Raw genomic sequence first — 20,014 nt, forward strand, 5'->3', positions numbered from 1 at the left:
GCCGACCGGCCGGGGCGTCGAAGGCCCGGGCGCCTCAGCTGCGCGGTGCCTGCCGCCACACGCGGGTGTCACGCCGCCGCGGGCCGCACGTGGGCGACGACGCAGGAGACGTTGTCGGGGGCGCCGGACTCGCGGGCGAGGGCGACGAGTTCGCGGACGGCCGCCGCCGGCTCCGCGGCCTCCGCGACGACCCGGTGGACGTCGTTCGAGGCCACCACGGCCGACAGGCCGTCGGAGCAGAGCAGGTAGCGGTCGCCGGCCCGGGCCTCCTGCAGCCGCAGCTCCGGCTCGAACGCCTCGCCCGCACCCAACGCCTTCACCAGCAGCGAGCGTTGCGGATGGGAGGCGGCCTCCTCCGCGGTCAGCCGCCCCTCGTCGACGAGCGACTGCACCATCGTGTGGTCGTGGGTGATCTGGAACAGCTCGCCGTCGCGCAGCAGATACGCCCGTGAGTCGCCGATGTGGACGAGCGCGAGCTGCGAGCCGGTCCACAGCATCGCGGTGAGCGTGGTGCCCACCGGCTCCTCGGGCATGGCGTCCGCGACGCCGCGCACGGCGGTGCGGGCCCGTCCCACGGCGTCCTCCAGGACGTTCAGCAGGTTCCCGGCCGGCAGGCCGTCGTCCTCCAGCTGTCTGAGCGCGTCGACCGCGCCCGCGGCGGCGGACGCGCCGCCCGCGCCGAAGCCGTCGGCGACGGCGAGCAGCCGGTCGCCCGCGTACGCGGCGTCCTGGTTGGTGTCGCGGACCAGTCCGGTGTCGGACAGCGCGGCGTAGCGGATGGTCAGCGGGTGTGCGGTCGGGGCCATGGCGGCGGATTCCTTCCCTGCCAGATGGTCGACGAGGAAGGCGGCCAGGTCCCGGCGCGCGGCGGTCTCGGCCTCGACCTGCGCCCAGTAGGCGCGCAGTTCGGCCGCGGCGGCCCGGCCGTCGCGGGCGTGCAGGGCGCACACCTCGCGGATCCGGGCCAGCGGCATCCCGAGCCGCCGCAGCCAGGCCACCAGCCGCGCCTGGTCGAGCTGCTCGGGCGCGTACCGCCGGTAGCCGCTGTCCGGATCGACCTGCGCCGGGGCGAGCAGGCCCAGCTCGTCGTACAGCCGCAGCGCCTTCGGCGACAGGCGGGAGGCCCTCGCGAAGGCGCCGATGGTCATCAGCTCGCCCATGCCCGCGGTCCTCTCCTGCGCTCGTGCCGCTGCGCCGTCCTCGTCGTGCCGGACCCGTCGCCCGGCCCCACCGATGCTGTGCCCTGCCCCAAGGGCAAGGTCAACACGGGCGGTGACCGGCGTCAGTACGTGACGGTGATCCGCCGGGCCGGGCCGTCCACCCGCACCGTGCCGCCGTAGGGGACGACCAGCTGCGGGTCGGTGTGGCCGAGGTCGACGTCGAAGACGGCCATCGTCTCCGGCGCGTACTCGCGAAGGGCCCGCAGCACCGCCTCCCGCTGCTCGTCGCGGTAGCGCGCCCCGGCCTCGGGGTCGAGCGGATGCTCGAACGACCAGGACTTGGCGCGGCCCATCAGCAGCGCGGGGAACTGCCGCAGCAGCCCGCGCTCGCCCATGTTGCGCAGGGTCCGGTACACCTCGGCGGCGGACGGCATCTCCTCGGAGGTCTCCAGGAACAGCACGCAGCCCCGGTACTCCTCGACCGGCCGGATCTCGCGGTCGGCCATCAGCAGCCACCCGAGGATCTCCAGGTTGCCGCCCCAGCTGGTGCCCTCCACCACCCGGTCGGGCCGGTGCCAGGTCCAGCCGCCCGCGGGCGACAGCCGCGGTTCGGACGCGAACGTCGCCGGGTCCTGCCAGGGCCGGTTGACGTCCCCGGACTCCGCGGCGGCGGTCAGCTCGTAGGGTCCCGACCCGAGCAGCGCGGCCTTCAGCGACTCCAGGGTCAGCGGGTGCATCGCCCCGGGCCGTCCGAGCTCCACCATCACCGAACCCCCGTGGTAGCCGGTGATCCCCAGGTTCCACAGGAAGGCGAGCAGGTTGGTGTTGTCGCTGTAGCCGAAGAACGGCTTGGGGTGCGCCCGCAGCAGGTCGCGGTCCAGGTACGGCAGCACGGTGATCTCGTCGTCGCCGCCGATGCTGGCGAACACCGCCGCGATGTCCGGGTCGGCGAACGCGGCGTGCAGGTCGGCGGCCCGCTCCTGCGGGCTCGACCCCATCCGCCGGGTCGTCGGGTACTCGACGGCCTCCAGCCCGAACTCCTCCTTCAGCCGCCGCAGCCCCAGCTCGTAGGGCATCGGGAACAGGCCGGGGAGCCCGGCGCCGGGCGAGACGACGGCGATCCGGTCCCCGGGCCGCGGCTTGGCGGGACTGCGGTGAGCGATCATCCGCCGAGGGTAGCCGGGCGTGCCGCCGCGGCCGTACCGGATATCGGGCCGGGAGCCGGGGCTTTCGGGGTGCCCGGGCACGACCGGTGCCGGGGCCTCAGCGCCGACGTGGGGCCGCGCGTACCCGCATCAGCCCGCTGCCTCGCGCCGGCCCGCGCCAACCCGCCGGGCCGGGACGGTCATGGCTTGCGGACCAGGAAGAACGCCTGGCGGCCCTGCCGCGCCCGCTCCGTCTCGTCGGGTTCGCGGATGGTCCGGGCGTCGACGACGAGCCCGGCGCCGGCCAGCAGCGCGGCGATCCGGTCCGGGTCGGTCCAGTACACGTCCAGCGACACCTGGTGGCCGTACGCCTGGTCGCGGTGCCACAACTGGTCGCCGGCCTTGAAGGCCAGCAGCATGTGGCCGCCGGGGGCCAGCACGCGGTGGCACTCGGCGAAGACGGCCGGCAGTACCTCAGGCGGGGTGTGGACGGTGGAGTACCAGGTGAGGACGCCGGCGAGCGAGTCGTCCGGCAGGTCCAGCGCGGTCATGGACCCCACGGCGAAGTCGAGGTCCGGGTGGGTGCGGCGAGCGACGGCGATCATCTCGGGGGACAGGTCGACGCCGAACGCGTCGACGCCCAGCCCGCGCAGGTGCGCCGTCACGCGCCCGGGCCCGCAGCCCAGGTCGGCGACCCGCAGGCCGCCCGGCACGGCTTGGGCGAGTTCGGCGAACACGGCCAGCATGGCGCGGTCGACCGGCTTGCGGTCGAGTTCGTCCCGCAGGATCCGTTCGTAGCTGACGGCGACGGTGTCGTAGGCGGCACGCGTGGCATCCAGATAGGTCGCTTCGCTCATGGCCGACGACGCTATCGGCACCCTCGGACACCCGAGGCCGGGCGCGGCACCCTCGGACACCCGGAGCGGGCGCGGCCCGGTGTGCGGCTCCGGCCCCGAGGCCGGCTCCGGCTCCCGCCCGCCGATCTGCCCGGCATACGGTGAAATGCCTCACAAAGTTAGGTCACCCTTCCCTGTCGCGGGGGGTTCCTGGTAGATGTGGGGAGATCCGCCAGCACAGGGAAGTCTCGCCATGAACCAGGACAACACACCCGGCCTCATACCCTTCGCGATCGACCTGACCTTCGAGGAGGCCAGGCGGCGAGCCGAGGTCGTGGCCGCGCTCGGGCCGGACTGGGACCCGATGGCCGCCCTCCGGGGCGAGCAGGAGGCGTACGCCCTCCTCTACTCCGGCCTGGACGCCGAGCAGCAGCGCACCTACGACATGCTCGTGGCCGCCGGGGTGCTGCCGGGAGAGGAGCCGGGCCGTGCGGCTTCCGATTGATCCCCAGGCGGACCCGGCCCGCCGGGCCTGGGTGCCCTGCCCCGTCTGCGACGACGCCAGCCGCTGCGCGAGCTGCGCCGGCGGCCGCAACTGCGCCGACCACTGGCGCTACCTGATCTCCAACGCGGGTCCCGTCGTGCAGCTCCAGTGCCCGCAGTGCACCCACATGTGGTCGCTGAACACCCGCCCTCAGGCCGGCCCCCGCCCGAGCGGCCCTTCCTCCTGCCCCTGAGCCCCGCCCCCCGCCGGGGCTCCGCCCGCGGACTGCGCAGGTCCGGAGATCGCGTCCTGGAGGCGGGAGATCATCTCCCGGTGGTGAAGAACCCCGGGGCCGTGCGATGACCCGGAGATCGTCAACGGGCTGGACAACGTGGTCAGGTCGCTAACGCGGACCAGGCTGAGCTCGCCGGGTTCGATCCCGGAACCGGACAGGACCACCTCGGTGCTCCCGACGCGTCCCCGTGCGACCCAGTAGCCGTTGCCGCTGTTGCGCCAGAGCTCGAACTCCCGGGGACTCCCGTCCGCGGTGACGGTGACGGGCTCGGAGGCCGGCAGGCCGGCCGGGGCTTCCCCGTCGGGGTCGAAGGCGTCCTCGAAAGCCTGCTCCAGGGCCTCGCCGGCCTGTGCGTTGCCCGAGGAGCCGCTGAAGACGCTGACGTGCTCGACCTCGGGGTCGAAGTACGGATGGCCGAACCACAGGTACACGTGGATGTCGCCGGCGGCCGGGTTGTGGCCGTGACCGGTGATCTGCCGCGATTGCGGCCAGGCGGCGTCGACGGCGAAGACGCCGAAGCCTTCCGCCGAGCCAGGGGTGCCGTGGTCGTTCATGGGATCTCCCGGGAGCTCGTCCGCGACCGGACATCCTGCCACGGCCCTCCGCCCACCCCCGGATGACACAGTTGCAAGCAGCATGCTTGCAAAAGTTAGCGGACGGAGGCAGGCTGTACGCATGGGTGCACTCAAGGTGGGCGGTGTCGGTGAGTTCCTGCGGGAGCAGCGGCGCAGTGCGCAGCTGAGCCTGCGGCAGCTCGCGGACGCGGCCGGGGTGTCCAACCCGTACCTGAGCCAGATCGAGCGCGGGCTGCGCAAGCCCAGCGCGGAGATCCTGCAGCAGCTCGCCAAGGCGCTGCGGATATCCGCGGAGACGCTCTACGTCCAGGCGGGCATGCTCGACGCCCGCGAACGGGACGAGCTCGAGGTGCCGGCGGCGATCATGGCGGACCCGTCGATCAACGAGCGCCAGAAGCAGGTGCTCATCCAGATCTACGAGTCCTTCCGCAAGGAGAACGCCGCCGCCGACGAGGCCCAGGACGGCCAGACCACAGACGCAGACACGGGCACGGAAGCACACGCGGGGCCCGTCCCCGTACGGGAGGAAACCGGTAATGACGATCACCGATGACATCGTGAAGAGCCTGCGCAACCCCACGCCGCTGTACGCGGTCGCGGGCACCGCGGACCTCGCCGCGGAGAAGCTGCGGGAGGTGCCGGCGCTGTTCGAGAAGCTCAGGGAGCAGGCGCCGGAGCGGTTCGAGAAGATCCGCGGCACCGACCCCAAGGTCGTGCAGGAGCGGGTCACCACGCAGGCCAAGGACGCCCAGGCCAGGCTGAACGAGACGTTCGCCGAGCTGGACATGAAGGAGCTGCGGGACTTCCGCAGGATCGGCGAGTCCATGCAGGGCATCGCGCTGCAGGGCGTGGGCCGCGCCGCGGAGTACGCGGTCAGGGCCCGCGAGACGTACGACGGGCTGGCCGAGCGCGGCAAGGGCGCGGTCGCCACCTGGCGCGGCGAGGCGGCCGACGACGTGGTGGAGATCGCCGCGGCCGTGGAGCCGCAGAAGGAGTCGGCGCAGGGCAGGTCCGCGCAGGCGAAGTCCGCGCAGGGCAAGGAGGACGCCCCGAAGCCGGCCGCCGCCCGCCGGTCCACGCCGCGCAAGCCGGCGGCCCCCAAGAAGGCCGGCGACAAGTCCGCGAAGTGACGACTGCCACGACGTCCTTCCGCGTCCTTTCCGCAACGGGCCGGGCACGCGATGCGCGCCCGGCCCGTTGTGCGGGTAGGACCGGTACGGTGGACGCGGGTGTCAGTGGGCCCAGCAACCCACGCACCGACATGACGGCGACCAAGGCGGTGGACACGTGCTGATCACGGGATTCTTCACGGTATTCGGCGTGATCTCGTTGGTGCTCTTCCTCTTCGCGCTCTTCGCGTTCGTGGACGCGGCGATCCACCGCGAGGACGCCTACCGGGCCGCGGGCAAGAACACCAAGGCGTTCTGGCTGATCATCCTCGGCATCGCGGCCGTGGTGATGAAGCTCTTCTCGGTGCTGTCGTTCCTGCCGATCATCGGCCTGGTCGCGGTGATCGTCTACATGGTCGACGTCCGGCCCGCGCTGCGCGAGGTGGGCGGCCGCAACCGCGGGAACCGCCCGCGCCGCAACGGCGGTGGCAGCAGCAGTGACGGCCCCTACGGCCCGTACAACGGCCGCCGCTGAGGCCGGGTCCTGCCGGGAGCGCCGTGCGTGCCGTGAGCGCCGTCAGGCGCCCCGCCGCTCCAGCAGCACGACCGCCACGTCGTCCGTCAGCTCGCCGCCGTTGAGTTCCCGCGCCTCGGTGACCACCGCGTCCAGCAGCTCCTCGCCGCCGAGCCCGGCGGCCAGCAGTCGCGAGGTGATGCGCAGCATGCCGTCCTGGCCGAGGCGCAGCGTGCCCTCGCCGATCCGGCCCTCGATCAGGCCGTCGGTGTAGAGCATCAGGCTCCAGTCGCCCGCCAGCCGCACCCGGATCCGGTGCCAGAACGCCTCCGGCAGCAGTCCCAGCGCCGGGCCGCCCTCCTCGAACGGCAGCAGTCCCGGTTCCCGGCCGGCCAGCGCGACCAGCGGCGCCGGGTGCCCGGCCAGGTGCAGGTCCGCGGAGTCGCCGTCCGGCGCGATGTCCACGATGCACAGCGTCGCGAAGATCTCCTCGTCCGCGCGCTCGTGCACCAGCACGTCCTGCATGGTCCGCAGCAGCGCCTCGCCGCCGAGCCCGGCGAAGGTCAGCGCCCGCCAGGCGATGCGCAGTTCGACGCCGAGCGCGGCCGCGTCCGGGCCGTGCCCGCACACGTCGCCGATCATGGCGTGCACGGTGCCGTCGGGGGTGCGCACGGTGTCGTAGAAGTCGCCGCCGAGCAGCGCGCGGCTGCGCCCGGGGCGGTAGCGGGCGGCGAACCGCAGGTCGGTGGCGCCCTGCAGCAGCGGCGTGGGCAGCAGGCCGCGCTCCAGCCGGGAGTTCTCCTGCGCCAGCAGTCGGGACTCGGTGAGCTGGCGCTGTGCGAGGTCGGCGCGCTTGCGCTCGACGGCGTACCGCACGGCCCGCGTCAGGGTGGCCGCGTCGACGGCGTCGCGCGAGAGGTGGTCCTGGGCGCCGATGCGGACCGCCTCGGCGGCCCTGCCGTCCGCGTCGTCGCCGTCGCTCAGCACGAGCACGGCGGTGCCGGGCGCGATCCGCACCACCTCGGGCAGCCGCTCCAGGACGTCGGGCAGGTCCAGCAGGATGCAGTTCACGTCGTCGGTGAGCAGCCGGCCGGCGGCGGTGAGGTTGCGGGCCCGCAGGACCCGGATCCGCGGGCCGCTGCCCTCCTGGAAGTAGGGGGCGGTGAACGCGCCGGTCGCGTCGTCGCCGACCACGAGGAGGGTGAGCACGGTCGTTCCCGGGACGCTGTCCTGGCGCTGGCGCGGCAGCGTGAGCGCGCCGGCGGGCCGGTCCAGCGGCTCCGGCCCCGCGTCGGGGCGCGGCAGGTCCGCCAGATCGTGCGCGGGCATGGTGGCGGGGCCCTCGGCCCCGGTACCGGTGACTGAGGGCCGTTCGGTGTCGCGCCGTGCAGCGGACATCAAGCGACTCCCTTCCCTCCTCCGAGGAACATCAGGCGACCCTAGTGGCTGGAGACGACGTGACGGGAGGGCCGGAAGTAAACCGTCAGCGTCATATGCAGTGGCCAGCGGGTGATTTCACCGTGGATGTGCTGATCCGCACATGACCAACGTCACGCCGTTCGGCCACAACCGTGCCGCCGAATCGGCCCTCTTACGGGTTCGCGCGCGGGGCCACCGCTTCCCAGGCGAGGGTGACCTCGCCCTGCCGCCAGCGCGCCGGGCCGTGCAGCACCGGCCAGCCCGCGTCCCGCAGGTCCCGTACCGCCCGGATCCAGCGCTGCCGGGCGCCGAGCGCGGACAGCGGCGCGGCGGCCGCCCACGCGCGGTCGAACGCGGTGAGGAAGGCGTGCACCGGCTCGCCGGGGACGTTCCGGTGGATCAGCGCCTTCGGGAGCCGCTCGGCCAGGTCGGAGGGCCTGCCGAGGGAGCCGAGGCGGGTCGCGAAGGTGACCGTGCGCGGGCCCTCGGGGCCCAGCGCCACCCAGACGTGCCGGCGGCCGATCTCGTCGCAGGTGCCCTCGACCAGCAGGCCGCCGGGCGCGAGCCTCGCGCACAGCCGGGCCCACACGGCGCGGACCTCGGACTCGTCGTACTGCCGCAGGACGTTCGCGGCGCGGATCAGCAGCGGGCGCGCGTCGCCGGGCAGCGGCACCTCGAAGCCGCCGTGGACGAAGACCAGGCCGTCGCGGGCGTACGGCCGGGCGGCGGCGACCCGCGCGGGCTCGATCTCGACGCCGACCACGCGCACGTCGGGCCGGACCCGCCGCAGGCGGTCGAGGAGTTCGACGGCGGTCCAGGGCGCGGCGCCGTAGCCGAGGTCCACGGCGACGGGGTCGGGGGAGCGGCGCAGTTGCGCGGCGTAGGTGGCGGCGATCCAGCGGTCCATCCGGCGCAGCCGGTTCGGATTGGTGGTGCCCCTGGTCACCACGCCTTCCGCCCGCTTGCCGCTCATCCCCGCAGCGTAGCGGCCCGAGCGGCCGCCTCATCCGGGCAAGGGCTGCGCCCAGTACGCGCGAGGTCAGCCCCGAGGGGCGCGGGGAACTGCGCGACCAGCCCCGCTGCGGGCCGCAGGTCGTCACCGTCCGGGAGGGGCAGCCCGGTCCGTCCCGGGCCACCGGCCGGCGGAGGGCCGGTCGCGCCGTTTCCCGCGCCCCTCGGGGCTGACCTCGCCCGTTGCGGGCGAAACGCAGGGGTGAGGTAACCGTTCGGCAAAGGGGGAAATGGAATCGCCGATTCCGGTGTTGAGGGGGGTTGACGACGGGGGTACGGCTGCCGGAAGGAACGTAGGGTGACCCACTACACGTCCCGCCTCAGCGCACTGCGCGCCGGCCCCCACAAACGGTGGTCGGTCGGCCGGCGGGTGCGCCGCGTGGCGATGCTGAGCGTGCACACCTCCCCGCTGCACCAGCCCGGCACCGGCGACGCGGGCGGCATGAACGTGTACATCGTCGAGCTGGCCAAGCGCCTGGCCCAGCGCGACGTCGAGGTCGAGATCTTCACCCGCGCCACCAGCGGCGCCCTGGAGCCGGCGGTGGAACTGGCTCCCGGCGTCCTGGTCCGCCATGTCGACGCCGGCCCCTACGAGGGCCTGGCCAAGGAGGAGCTGCCCGCCCAGCTGTGCGCCTTCACCCACGGCGTGATGCAGGCCTGGGCCGGCAACCGCCCCGGCCACTACGACCTGGTGCACTCGCACTACTGGCTGTCCGGCCACGTCGGCTGGCTCGCCGCCGAGCGCTGGGGCGTCCCGCTGGTGCACGCCATGCACACCATGGCCAAGGTGAAGAACGCCGCGCTGGCCGAGGACGACTGCCCCGAGCCGACCGCCCGGGTGATCGGCGAGACCCAGGTCGTGCGTGCCGCGGACCGGCTGATCGCCAACACCGACGAGGAGGCCGGCGAGCTGGTCCGGCACTACGACGCCGCCCCCGGCAAGGTCGCCGTGGTGCACCCTGGCGTCAACCTCGACCGCTTCCGCCCGGCGGGCGGCCGGGCCGCCGCCCGCGCCCGGCTGGGCCTGCCGCAGGACGCGGTGATCCCGCTGTTCGCCGGCCGGATACAGCCGCTGAAGGCCCCGGACGTGCTGGTCAGGGCGGTGGCCGTGCTGCTGGACGAGGACCCGACGCTGCGCGACCGGCTGATCGTGCCGGTGGTCGGCGGCCCGTCCGGCTCGGGCCTGGCCAAGCCGGAGGCGCTGCACAAGCTGGCCGCCCGGCTCGGCGTGTGCGACGTGGTGCGCTTCCACCCGCCGGTGGACCAGGAGCAGTTGGCCGACTGGTACCGGGCGGCGACCGTGCTGGTCATGCCGTCGTACAGCGAGTCGTTCGGGCTGGTCGCCATCGAGGCGCAGGCGTGCGGCACCCCGGTGGTCGCGGCGGCCGTCGGCGGGCTGCCGGTCGCCGTCCGCGACGAGCGGACCGGCTTCCTGGTGCCCGGCCACGACCCGCACGACTACGCGGCGGTGCTGCGCCGCTTCGTCGACCACCCGCACCTGGGCGATTCCCTGGGCGAGGCCGCGGCCCGGCATGCCCGCGGCTTCGGCTGGGACACCGCCGCCGCCGACACCGCCGAGGTCTACGCGGCGGCGCAGTACGAGCACCGCCGTCACCTACGATCGGTCCATGGCTGAGCACCCGGGGGCCGGCGGCCCCGCTGACGCGTCCGCAGGCGAGCCGTCCGCGGCGTCCGCCGGCCGGCCCGCGGGCGACGCCGCCGCCGGCCCCCACACATCGGCAGACGCTGCCGCCGACACCGCCGACACCGCCGACACCGCCGACACCGCCGACACCGCCGACCCGTCGGCCCGCGCCTGCAAGGCCGTCGAGCAGGCGCTCGTCGAGGCCGGGCTGGAGTGGGAGTCACCGCAGCCCGGCACCTATGTGACCCAACTCCCCGGCACCCGCAAGCTGTCGACGACCTGCCAGCTCATCGTCGGCCGGCACACCCTGTCGCTGAACGCCTTCGTGGTGCGCCACCCCGACGAGAACCACGAGGCGTTCTACCGCTGGCTGCTGGAGCGCAACCTGCGCCTGTACGGGGTGGCTTACGCGGTCGACCGGCTCGGCGACGTCTACCTCAACGGCCGGCTGCCGGTGTCCGCGGCGACCGCCGAGGAGGTCGACCGGCTGCTCGGCGCGGTCGCGGAGAACGCCGACGGCTCCTTCAACGTCCTGCTGGAGCTGGGCTTCGCGTCCTCGATCCGCCGCGAGTACGCCTGGCGGGTGTCCCGCGGTGAGTCCACCCGCAACCTGGACGCGTTCACGCATCTGACTCAGGACCTCGCCGAGTAGCGATCGGCGCCCGCGGCCCGGCGCCTCCGCGCCGCCTCGCGCGGCCTCTCCCGCTCGACCGCGCACCTCGGAACTCCCCCCTTCCTGCTGCTTCTTGCTGCTTTCTGCCGCTTTCTGTCCGTGCACGGCCCCTTCCGTGCGTCTGTGGCGCGTGGCACTCTCATGCCCGTCGCACATCTGAATGAAGTTCAGATACGTGAAGGACGAGAGGCGAGAGATCATGGCGATCAGTCGCAGACGACTGCTGACCGCGAGCATCCAGGTGGCCTCGGCGGCCGCGGCCGCCACCGCGTTCGGCGGTGCGGTCACGACCGCGGCCGCGGCGCAGCCGGCGGCCGGGCCCCCGGGAACGGCTTCGGGTGCCGGGGGAGGGGCCGAGGCCGGCACTCAACCCACCGGCCTGTGGGCGGAGTTCCGGGCCACCCCGTACACCCACCCGCAGATCCCGTACGTCGCGCAGGCCGGGTTCGACGGCGGCGCCCGGCACTTCCCGCGGCGCCCGGTGCGGGCCAACGTGCTGCACTACGGCGCCGTCCCCGACGGCTCCGCCGACTCCGCGCCCGCGATCAACCGGGCCCTGCGCGAGGTCGGCGAGGCCGGCGGCGGCACCGTCCTGGTGCCTCCGGGCACCTACCGGATCGACGACGTGATCCAGCTCGGCTGGAGCAACACCACGCTGCGCGGCGCCGGCAGCGGCGAGACCACGCTGTACGCGACGAAGTCGCTCACCGAGCTGATCGGCGTCTACGGCAGCCGGTACGGCGGCGACAAGTCGTCCTGGTCGTGGGCCGGCGGTCTGGTGTGGATGTGCCCGGCCGACCGCTACCGCACCCTGACCGACGCGATCCGCGCGAAGGACTGGCCCTTCGAGGGCTGGACCGGCAACAAGCGCGACGAGTTCGAGGTGCTTGCCCACGTCACCGCCGAGTCGGCGCAGGGCGGTCGGAGCGTCACGGTGGACGACGCGCAGCGGCTGCGGCCCGGTGACCGGGTGCTCCTGCAGTACGCCGACGACCCCGCGCACGGCCTGCTCGACCACATGGCGGGCGACGTCGAGGGCGCGGCCTCGTACTACTGGCAGGACAAGACCAAGCTCCTGTCGTACGTGCCGTACGAGTGGCCGGCGCGGATCACCGCGGTGCACGGGCGGCAGGTGACGTTCGACCGGCCGCTGCCGCTGGACACCCGCCTGCTGTGGCAGCCGCGGATCACCACCTGCGTCCCGCCGCTGGTCAACTCCGGTGTGGAGGGCCTGACCATCCAGATGACGCCGACCCCGCAGTCCCCGCACCTGCTCGACAAGGGCTACAACGGCCTGGTCGCCCAGTGCACGTGGGACTGCTGGGTGGACGACGTGCACGCGATCGACGTCGACAACGGGTTCCTGATGGTCGCGGCCAAGGCCACCACGTTCCGCCGCACCCGCGTCTCGGGCCGCGGCAGCCACCACCCGTACGCCTGCCGCGAGGGCGCGCACGACAACCTCTTCGAGGACTTCCGCATCGACCAGCGGACCGTTCCCGCGCCGTCCGGCACCCAGCTGCACGGCATCAACGTCGAGGGCCTGTCCTCGTACAACGTCTGGTCCCGCGGCGCCATGGAGATGGGCACGTTCGACACCCACCGCGGCCTGCCGTTCGCCAACGTGCGCACCGACATCACCGTCTCCAACGACGGCTCCCACGGCGGCGACGCGAGCGCCGGCCCGCTGTACGGCGCCCGCTTCACCCACTGGAACGTCACGGTGACCAACGGCCGCGCCGGCTGCGTCAAGATCGACGACGTCGCGCCGTACAGCGCGACGTTCGCCCTCTCCACGGTCCGGCCGTTCGGCCAGATCGACGTGCCGGACTTCACCGGGCCGCTGCACTCGCGGCTGGAGGCGTACGGGACGCCGGGCGTCGCGCCGGTCAACCTGTACGAGGCGCAGAGGGAGTTGCTGCTCTGACGCGTGGCGTGTGGTGCCGCCAGGACGGGCGGCGCGGGGCCGTCAGCCGATGGCGGGCTCCTGCCGGGCATCGTCCGGTGCGGCCGTCGCGTCCGCCGTCCGGCCGGCGCCGGCCGCGATGTCGGCTTCGGCTGCGGTGTCGGCTCCGGTGTTGGCTTCGGCTCCGGCTCCGGCACCCATGAGGGCCGCGGCCGGGACGGGGCGGACCCGCAGCAGGGCGTAGTAGCCGGCGGCGGCGACCGTGCCGACCAGGGCGCAGCACGCCCAGACCGCGTCCCGCCCGAGGTGGTCGTAGACCAGGCCGCCGGCCAGCGGGCCCGCGAACGCCGCCGCGGACCAGGACAGGGTGTACATCCCCTGGTAGCGGCCGCGGGCGGTGGCCGGTGCCAGGTCCGCGACCACCGACATCGACGCGGGCGCGTGCACGATCTCGCCGAGCGTCCACACCACGACCGTCAGCGCGTACAGCCCGACCGTGCCGGCGAACACCGTCAGCCCGAACCCCCAGGACAGCAGCAGCGATCCGGCGGCCAGCAGCCCCGCGGTCGGGCGGCTGCGCAGCATCCGGGTCAGCGGGATCTGCAGGACCACGATCACCAGGCCGTTGATCGCCGCGACCAGGCCGAACTGCCGCGCGGACAGGCCGTGCGCACCCATGTCGACGGCGAGGGTGGAGCTGCCCTGCTGCATGACGCTGCCCAGGAGGAAGGTCAGGCCGACCACGCCCATGAAGCGCTGGTCGCGCACGACGTCGACCAGGCGGATGGCACGCGGCGCGGCGGGGGCGTCCCCGGCCTCGCCGGCGGCCGGGCCCGTCGCGGTGGTCGCCTCCGTGACGGCGGTCACTGCCGGCTGCAGCGTCTCCTTGGCCTTGGCGAAGACCACGACCGCGCACAGCACGGTGGTGAAGGCGTCGCCGAGGAACAGCCAGAGGTAGCCCGCGGAGGCGATGAAGCCGGCGGCGGCCGCCGAGACGCCGAAGCCGATGTTGATCGCCCAGTAGTTGAGGGAGAACGCCCGCACCCGGTCCTTGGCCGGGACCAGGTCCGCGATCATCGCCTGCAGGGCGGGCCGGGAGGCGTTGCTGGCCAGGCCCAGCACGGTGGCGACACCGGCGATGGCCAGCGGCTGGGTGACCAGGCCGAGCACGGCCGTGGCGAGCGCCGAGCCGAGCTGCGCGACGAGGAGGGTGGAGCGCCGGCCCAGCCGGTCGGCGAGCACCCCGCCGAGGACCGCGCCGCCCGCGCCGCCGAGCCCGTACAGGGCGGCGACCAGGCCCGCGTACGAGGCCGAGTATCCGCGCTGCACCGTGAGGTACAGGGCGAGGAAGGTCACCACGAAGCCGCCGAGGCGGTTGATCAGGGTGCTGGTCCACAGCCACCAGAACTGGCGGGGAAGCCCGCCGACCGTCTCCCGTACCGCGCGTGACGCCGCCCCCACCGTGACCCTCCCTGTAACAACCGCAAGCTGCTCGCGCAGCTTACATAGGCCCGGCGGGGAACGCCAAGGTATTTCGATTAGGCTCAGCTTCATGGCTGCTGCTGCGTACAAGCTGATCCTGCTCCGCCACGGCGAGAGTGAGTGGAACGCGAAGAACCTGTTCACCGGCTGGGTGGACGTGAACCTGAACGACAAGGGCGAGAAGGAGGCGGTCCGGGGCGGCGAGCTGCTCACGGACGCCGGCCTGCTCCCCGATGTGGTGCACACCTCGCTCCAGAAGCGGGCGATCCGCACGGCGCAGCTCGCGCTGGAGGCGGCCGACCGGCACTGGATCCCGGTGCACCGCACCTGGCGTCTCAACGAGCGCCACTACGGCGCGCTGCAGGGCAAGGACAAGGCGCAGACCCTCGCCGAGTTCGGCGAGGAGCAGTTCATGCTGTGGCGCCGCTCCTACGACGTGCCGCCGCCGCCGATCGAGCCCGGCAGCGAGTACTCCCAGGACGGCGACGCGCGCTACGCCTCGATCCCGCCGGAGCTGCGCCCGCGCACCGAGTGCCTCAAGGACGTCGTCCAGCGGATGCTCCCGTACTGGTACGACGGCATCGTGCCCGACCTGATCGACGGCAAGACCGTCCTGGTCGCCGCCCACGGCAACTCGCTGCGGGCCCTGGTCAAGCACCTCGACGGCATCTCCGACGCCGACATCGCCGGCCTGAACATCCCCACCGGCATCCCCCTGGCCTACGACCTCGACGCCTCCTTCCGCCCCGTCACCCCCGGCGGCCGCTACCTCGACCCCGCCGCCGCCGCGGCCGCCATCGAAGCCGTCAAGAACCAGGGCAAGAAGTAGTCTTTCTGCTCCGCCATGCCCTCGACCTGCGGGTTCTTCCGCGGGACGGGGGCACGCGTACATCCGGGGCCGGCCCGGGTCGCTGGTGGCACGAACAACGGGACGGTGACCGTCACTCCCGACGACGGCCCGTCATGGGCCACGTCACGGGACACCTCGTCGCACACCAGCGTGGCGTACACCTCGCTCACACCCACTGGGCTCAGTTGCCCCAGGCGGTCGGCAGATCCGCCCGGATCGTGCGGAGGTCGTGTGCGGTCCGGCCGCGGGCGTGCAGCCAGGCGAGGTCGAGGTCGCCGTCGCGCCGGATCAGCAGGCCGGGCGCGGAGTACCAGCGCAGCGGGGAGTTGTCCGCACCGGCCCACATCGGATGGTCGGGCAGGGGGACGGGCGCGTAGCGGTCGTGGAGGCGAGGCAGAAGAGCCTCGGGCAACTCGCAGGCGTCGTAGTGCGGTCCCGGGCTCAGCAGGGTCTCACTGAGCACCAACTCCACCCAGGCCAGGGACATGCGGTCCAGGAACGGGATCCATCCGCGGTCGGACTCCACCCACACAGGCGGGTCGGCCTGTTCGATCTGGTCGAGGCGGATTCCCCATCGCGCGCAGTCCTGATTCTCGCGGCGGAAGACGAGGAGGCCGTCGAGACCGTCGTCCACGTTCAGGCAGGGCGGGGGAACCAACGGGTCCTGCCTTCGGGTGAGGTCGTCGCGGCGCCCGAACAGCGCGTAGCCCTGGCGCAGCACCAGCGGGAGTTCGAAACCCAGATGAGACTCCACGTCGTCCAACTCGGCCTCGGTGAAGCCGTCCTGGTCGTGCAGGGGCGCGCCGACCCACTCGTCGGTGAAGCGGTGCACGAAGTCCCAGGCGTGGACAGGGGTGGGGACCCCGCCGCTCAGGGCGGTTGCCACGTCGAAACCGGCTGTCATGGGCGGCGGGTTCGCGGGGCTCAGGGGTTCGACGGGTGGAGGACGGCGAGGAGGCCGTGGGCCGGGGGGTTGGTGGGGCCGGCCGGGTGCCAGGTGCCGGTGACGATGCCGAGGGCGGACGGGTCCTCGGCGGGGGTGCCGGCGGTGACGATGCGCTTGAGGTCGATGCGGGCGGCGGTCAAGGCCGATTCCCCGGGCACGAGTTGGTGGCCGCGGGCTTCGGCGGGGCCGACGCCGCGCTTGCTGCTCGGGTCGGAGAGGCCGCCGGTGCGGACCAGGTCCAGGAGCTGGTCACGCCAGACCGGATCGGCCAGGCCGTCGTAGATCCAGCGGGTGCCGAGCGCGCTGTGCTCGGTTGTGGCGACGAGCGGGTCGGCGGCGCCCGGCACGGCGTCCCGGAGCGGGGCGCCGCGATATGTCAACGGGATCTGGTAGAGGGCCGATCCGTCCGACAGGAGATGCGTCTCCATGCCGACCTCGCCCGCCGGGTCCTCGAACCGGAAGTAGCCGACCGGAGCCAGCGACGGCACGCCGCTCCCGGCGTACCACTCCTGCCGGGCGACCCAGCCGGGCAGGAAGTCGCGGAAGTGCGGGGTGAGCGTTGCGCCCGGGTGGACCTTCGCCATGCCCCGAACCCTAGTCCCAACCCCGCCCCATCCGCCGAGCCTTCACATTGCCGCTGGCTGAATGATCACTCCCGTTCTCAGGGAAGGACGAGCGTGAACCGGTCCCCGTCCAGGGCGCGAGCCCGAACCGCGAGATTCCAGGGAGAATGTGGATGCACCGACCTGTCATGCGCACGCGGCTCATGGTGGCCGCCGGGACGATCGCCGCGCTCGTCGGCCTGACGACGCAGATCGCGTCCGCCGAGCCGACGTCCACGCCCCAGGCCACGCCTCAAAGCACGTCCCCGGCCACGCCTCAGGCCACGTCCGCGGCCACGCCGCAAAGCCCGCCCCCGCCCACCGCGCACAACTCCGCCTCGCCGATCAAGCACGTCGTCGAAGTCATGCTGGAGAACCACTCGTTCGACAACCTCTTCGGCAACTTCCCCGGCGCCGACGGGATTCCGGCCGGCACCACGCTGCAGAACCCGAAGGCCACGTACGACTCCGCCCCCGACGTCAGCCCGGTGTGGGCCTCGCCCAACGAGGGCGACGTCTATGCCGGGATCGACAACAGCCGCGCCGCCGTGCAGATGTCCATGGACTACGCGCCCCACCAGGGCTACCTCATGGACCACTACACGATGGTCCCGAACAACGGCATGGCGTCCATCACCGAGTTCGGGCCGCAGTTCACCCCGAACCAGCAGTACCTCGCCGGCACCTACGCGCTGGAGGACCGCAACTTCCAGCCCGCGATCGCGCCGACCCAGCCCAACGTGATGTACGCGCTGAACGCCGACGCGCACGGCTGGATGTACAACAACCTCAACCCGGACGACACCAAGCCCTGGAACTCGATCTTCGACGAGCTCGCGGACCACGGCCGCACCGGCAAGGTGTACTACGGCGTGCCCCGGTCCCATCTGACCGGCACCATCTGGGAGAAGATCGTTCCGCCGGACCTGGCGGACCTGTCCACCGCGGACCAGTTCTTCACCGACGTCTCCGCGGGCAGCCTGCCCGACTTCTCCTTCCTGCGCCCCGGCGTCGACTACAGCGGCGAACCCGAGGAGGACCTCGGCAACCCCGACGCCTGGATCGGGCAGATCGTCGACGCGGTGGCCAAGAGCCCCTACTGGGACTCCACGGCGGTCTTCGTCACCTATGACGAGGGCGGCGGCTTCTGGGACCACGTCTCCCCGCGGGTGGTCCACCCGTACGGCTACGGGGAGCGCACGCCCACGATGATCGTCTCCCCGTACGTGCGCCCGGGCGTCTTCCACCAGGAGACGACGAACATGTCGATCCTGTCGTTCATGCAGAACCAGTGGGGGCTGCCGCCGCTGAACAGCCTGAACGCCCAGCAGAACAACCTGAGCGACGCCTTCGACTTCCACCAGGCGCCGCTGCCCGCGCCGCGGATGCCGGTGGCGCCGGCGGACACGCTGGCGTTCCGGGGCGGCAAGGACACCTCCCACGCCCCGATCCCCAAGCAGAACGCGCCGGCCACCTTCTACCTGGAGGCGAACGGCAGCGGGCTCACCCTCGACGCCTCCGCCGGCGGGACCGTCAACCTGACGATCGTCCCGCCCAAGGGCGTGGCCGTACCCGCGAACTTCCCCAGCACCGTGGACCTCACCGCCGGCTGGGCGTCCTTCACCACGACCTTCACCCGCCCCGGCTTCTACCGGATCAAGGCGGAGGGCCCCGACGGCAGCGTCGGCTGGCAGACCGTCGACGTCGGCGTCAACGCCTCCACCCTCCCCACCCCGTAACCGGGCGAGCCCGTAGCCCGGCGCCACGGCACCCGGCCCCCGACCTGCGGTCTGAACCGTGGGAAGGGGGCGTCGGTGCTTCCTGGGCGGGGTCCGCGCCCGCAGGCGCCGGCCCCCGGCCGCGGGGGCTACCGCTTGGCGTAGTCGGCGAAGCCCTGCCAGTCGATGACGACGCAGTCGTCGTCGCCGAGGGTCCAGGCGTCGTGGCCGGCCGGGATGACGGCGACGTCACCGGGCCCGAACTCGGCCTCCTCGCCGTCGTCCATGACGACCTTCATACGGCCGGAGACGAAGTAGCAGAGGTGCGCGGCCTGGCAGCTGTCGGTTCCCGCGATCGGCTTGACGTGCGAGGTCCATCGCCACCCGGGTGCGAACGTCGCGCGGCCCACGGGGCCGGTGTCGAGGGTGACGAGTTCCAGCTGGCCGGTGCTCGCTTCGAACGGCCGGACTTCATCGGGCTTGTCGAGACTCTTGCGGATCATGCCGGACATGAGGACACGCTCCCGGATCGAGCGTCAGCACTTCCTTCCATGGTCCCGCTGTCCGGGAACGGGCGCATCCGGGTCGCGCGGGGGTCAGGTCGCGCGTGGGTCAGTGAGTGCAGCCGCTGCACTGGCAGGGGCCGCCGGACTGGCAGCCGCAGCCACAGCCCGATCCGCAGCCGCATGCGGCGGCCAGGGGGAGCGGGATCCGCAGCGGGGCGGCGTCAGGCGTGGACTGGTCGCGTACGGGCTGGGGCGTGGGGGATTCCGGCATGAGTTACACCCTCCTCAGGCTTGCCTTCCCCCAGTGAAGCCGGGGGCGATACGGCGCATCAACGGCGCACAGGGGCAGCCCGCCCCGTCGCGCGCACTTCGAGCGCCGCATCCCCCCACGTTTACCCCGCCGGTGCTACGCCCCCTCGACCGGCGTGGGCGCCGGCGACAGCTCGTCGGCGTGCTCGCCGGTCACCAGGTACACCACGCGCTTGGCCACCGACACCGCGTGGTCGGCGAAGCGCTCGTAGTAGCGGCCGACCAGGGTGACGTCGACGGCGGTCTCGATGCCGTGCTTCCAGCGGTCGTCCAGCAGGTGCTGGAAGAGGGTGCGGTGCAGCTCGTCCATGCGGTCGTCGTCCGCCTCCAGCTGCAGGGCGTCGTCGATGTCCTTGGTGACGATGACCTCGGCCGCCTTGGCCATCAGGCGCTGCGCGAGCTGGCCCATCTCCAGGATGGTGCTGTGCAGGTCGCGGGGGACGGCGGACACGGGGAAGCGCAGGCGGGCCAGCTTGGCGACGTGCCGGGCCAGGTCGCCGGACCGCTCCAGGTCCGCGGACATCCGCAGGGACGTCACGACGATCCGCAGGTCGGTGGCCACCGGCTGCTGGCGGGCGAGCAGCGTGATCGCCCGGTTCTCCAGCTCGCGCTGGAGGTCGTCGACCTTCTCGTCCGCGGCGATCACGCTCTCGGCCACGTTGAGGTCCGCGTCGAGCAGCGCCGTGGTGGCCCGGCCGATCGCCGAGCCGACGAGCCGCGCCATCTCGACCAGGCCGTCACCGATCGAGTCGAGCTCCTCGTGGTATGCGTCGCGCATCGCTTTCCTTCCGTCTGAACAGAGACTTCGATGGCACACGGCCACGCTGTC

At 72.9% G+C, this 20,014-nt stretch carries 20 protein-coding genes and 1 pseudogene; 10 read left to right on the forward strand and 11 right to left on the reverse strand.

Going from position 1 to position 20,014, the window contains the following annotated elements; translation table 11 throughout:
- Window positions 1-68 precede the first annotated feature (68 nt).
- The 3 genes from ACH4TG_RS35845 to ACH4TG_RS35855 form a co-directional block, all read right to left on the reverse strand.
- A complete protein-coding gene (locus tag ACH4TG_RS35845; RefSeq protein WP_398246853.1) occupies window positions 69-1,160 on the reverse strand; it encodes a MerR family transcriptional regulator in 1,092 nt (363 codons plus the stop codon).
- 122 nt (window positions 1,161-1,282) lie between these two features.
- Window positions 1,283-2,326 carry a S66 peptidase family protein gene (locus ACH4TG_RS35850; protein WP_398246854.1) on the reverse strand — a complete coding sequence of 348 codons (1,044 nt, stop codon included), beginning with the start codon at window positions 2,324-2,326 and terminating at the stop codon, window positions 1,283-1,285.
- Window positions 2,327-2,505: 179 nt separating this feature from the next.
- Window positions 2,506-3,162 (reverse strand): class I SAM-dependent DNA methyltransferase, encoded by a 657-nt coding sequence (locus ACH4TG_RS35855; protein ID WP_398246855.1) that lies wholly within the window; start codon window positions 3,160-3,162, stop codon window positions 2,506-2,508.
- Between the two features lie 232 nt (window positions 3,163-3,394).
- On the opposite strand from ACH4TG_RS35855, the gene ACH4TG_RS35860 reads away from it, so the two are divergent.
- Both ACH4TG_RS35860 and ACH4TG_RS35865 read left to right on the forward strand, forming a co-directional pair.
- Window positions 3,395-3,646: a DUF6400 family protein gene (locus tag ACH4TG_RS35860; RefSeq protein ID WP_398246856.1), complete on the forward strand. Its 252-nt coding sequence runs from the start codon at window positions 3,395-3,397 to the stop codon at window positions 3,644-3,646.
- Window positions 3,630-3,878 (forward strand): hypothetical protein, encoded by a 249-nt coding sequence (locus ACH4TG_RS35865; RefSeq protein ID WP_398246857.1) that lies wholly within the window; start codon window positions 3,630-3,632, stop codon window positions 3,876-3,878. The genes ACH4TG_RS35860 and ACH4TG_RS35865 overlap by 17 nt, the downstream gene beginning before the upstream one ends.
- On the opposite strand, the gene ACH4TG_RS35870 is transcribed toward ACH4TG_RS35865, so the two are convergent.
- On the reverse strand, window positions 3,836-4,474 hold the full coding sequence (locus tag ACH4TG_RS35870) for a hypothetical protein (protein WP_398246858.1): 639 nt from the start codon (window positions 4,472-4,474) through the stop codon (window positions 3,836-3,838). The genes ACH4TG_RS35865 and ACH4TG_RS35870 overlap by 43 nt on opposite strands.
- Window positions 4,475-4,595: 121 nt before the next feature.
- Here ACH4TG_RS35870 and ACH4TG_RS35875 point away from each other — a divergent pair, with 121 nt between their 5' ends.
- The 3 genes from ACH4TG_RS35875 (at window position 4,596) to ACH4TG_RS35885 (ending at window position 6,139) form a co-directional block, all read left to right on the forward strand.
- A complete protein-coding gene (locus tag ACH4TG_RS35875) occupies window positions 4,596-5,048 on the forward strand; it encodes a helix-turn-helix domain-containing protein (protein ID WP_398246859.1) in 453 nt (150 codons plus the stop codon).
- Entirely contained in the window at window positions 5,032-5,625 is a 594-nt protein-coding gene (locus ACH4TG_RS35880) for a hypothetical protein (protein WP_398246860.1), read from the forward strand. Before ACH4TG_RS35875 ends, ACH4TG_RS35880 begins: the two co-directional genes overlap by 17 nt.
- Before the next feature lie 157 nt (window positions 5,626-5,782).
- Window positions 5,783-6,139, forward strand: coding sequence for a DUF2516 family protein (locus tag ACH4TG_RS35885; RefSeq protein ID WP_398246861.1), 357 nt, complete (start codon window positions 5,783-5,785; stop codon window positions 6,137-6,139).
- A gap of 42 nt (window positions 6,140-6,181) precedes the next feature.
- On the opposite strand, the gene ACH4TG_RS35890 is transcribed toward ACH4TG_RS35885, so the two are convergent.
- Complete coding sequence (locus tag ACH4TG_RS35890; RefSeq protein ID WP_398246862.1) at window positions 6,182-7,516, reverse strand: PP2C family protein-serine/threonine phosphatase; 1,335 nt, start codon at window positions 7,514-7,516, stop codon at window positions 6,182-6,184.
- Window positions 7,517-7,709: 193 nt separating this feature from the next.
- A complete protein-coding gene (locus tag ACH4TG_RS35895) occupies window positions 7,710-8,510 on the reverse strand; it encodes a class I SAM-dependent methyltransferase (protein WP_398246863.1) in 801 nt (266 codons plus the stop codon).
- Window positions 8,511-8,846: 336 nt separating this feature from the next.
- Here ACH4TG_RS35895 and mshA point away from each other — a divergent pair, with 336 nt between their 5' ends.
- From mshA to ACH4TG_RS35910, 3 genes and pseudogenes are all read left to right on the forward strand, one after another.
- A complete protein-coding gene (gene mshA / locus ACH4TG_RS35900) occupies window positions 8,847-10,184 on the forward strand; it encodes a D-inositol-3-phosphate glycosyltransferase (protein ID WP_398246864.1) in 1,338 nt (445 codons plus the stop codon).
- Between the two features lie 193 nt (window positions 10,185-10,377).
- Window positions 10,378-10,845, forward strand: a pseudogene (locus tag ACH4TG_RS35905) (YbjN domain-containing protein); the annotation flags it as partial.
- A 220-nt stretch (window positions 10,846-11,065) separates the two neighbouring features.
- A complete protein-coding gene (locus ACH4TG_RS35910; RefSeq protein WP_398246865.1) occupies window positions 11,066-12,793 on the forward strand; it encodes a glycosyl hydrolase family 28-related protein in 1,728 nt (575 codons plus the stop codon).
- A 42-nt stretch (window positions 12,794-12,835) separates the two neighbouring features.
- On the opposite strand, the gene ACH4TG_RS35915 is transcribed toward ACH4TG_RS35910, so the two are convergent.
- Window positions 12,836-14,233 carry an MDR family MFS transporter gene (locus tag ACH4TG_RS35915; RefSeq protein ID WP_398246866.1) on the reverse strand — a complete coding sequence of 466 codons (1,398 nt, stop codon included), beginning with the start codon at window positions 14,231-14,233 and terminating at the stop codon, window positions 12,836-12,838.
- 91 nt (window positions 14,234-14,324) lie between these two features.
- Here ACH4TG_RS35915 and ACH4TG_RS35920 point away from each other — a divergent pair, with 91 nt between their 5' ends.
- Window positions 14,325-15,083: a phosphoglyceromutase gene (locus tag ACH4TG_RS35920; RefSeq protein WP_398246867.1), complete on the forward strand. Its 759-nt coding sequence runs from the start codon at window positions 14,325-14,327 to the stop codon at window positions 15,081-15,083.
- Window positions 15,084-15,285: 202 nt separating this feature from the next.
- Here the strand turns inward: ACH4TG_RS35920 and ACH4TG_RS35925 are convergent, their stop codons facing one another.
- Both ACH4TG_RS35925 and ACH4TG_RS35930 read right to left on the reverse strand, forming a co-directional pair.
- Window positions 15,286-16,008, reverse strand: a complete 723-nt coding sequence (locus ACH4TG_RS35925; RefSeq protein ID WP_398246868.1) for an SMI1/KNR4 family protein — start codon at window positions 16,006-16,008, stop codon at window positions 15,286-15,288.
- Window positions 16,009-16,028: 20 nt separating this feature from the next.
- Window positions 16,029-16,634, reverse strand: coding sequence for a hypothetical protein (locus ACH4TG_RS35930; RefSeq protein WP_398246869.1), 606 nt, complete (start codon window positions 16,632-16,634; stop codon window positions 16,029-16,031).
- A gap of 152 nt (window positions 16,635-16,786) precedes the next feature.
- Between ACH4TG_RS35930 and ACH4TG_RS35935 the strand changes: the two genes are divergently transcribed.
- Entirely contained in the window at window positions 16,787-18,391 is a 1,605-nt protein-coding gene (locus ACH4TG_RS35935; protein ID WP_398246870.1) for an alkaline phosphatase family protein, read from the forward strand.
- Between the two features lie 128 nt (window positions 18,392-18,519).
- Here ACH4TG_RS35935 and ACH4TG_RS35940 read toward each other — a convergent pair whose 3' ends face one another.
- Both ACH4TG_RS35940 and phoU read right to left on the reverse strand, forming a co-directional pair.
- The gene (locus tag ACH4TG_RS35940; RefSeq protein ID WP_398246871.1) at window positions 18,520-18,882 is read right to left on the reverse strand and encodes a cupin domain-containing protein; all 363 of its coding nucleotides are present in this window, start codon (window positions 18,880-18,882) and stop codon (window positions 18,520-18,522) included.
- 400 nt (window positions 18,883-19,282) lie between these two features.
- Complete coding sequence (gene phoU / locus ACH4TG_RS35945; protein ID WP_398246872.1) at window positions 19,283-19,963, reverse strand: phosphate signaling complex protein PhoU; 681 nt, start codon at window positions 19,961-19,963, stop codon at window positions 19,283-19,285.
- Between the last annotated feature and the right edge of the window lie 51 nt (window positions 19,964-20,014).

It is taken from the genome of Streptomyces sp. NPDC020917 (assembly GCF_044333795.1).
Classification (GTDB): domain Bacteria; phylum Actinomycetota; class Actinomycetes; order Streptomycetales; family Streptomycetaceae; genus Actinacidiphila.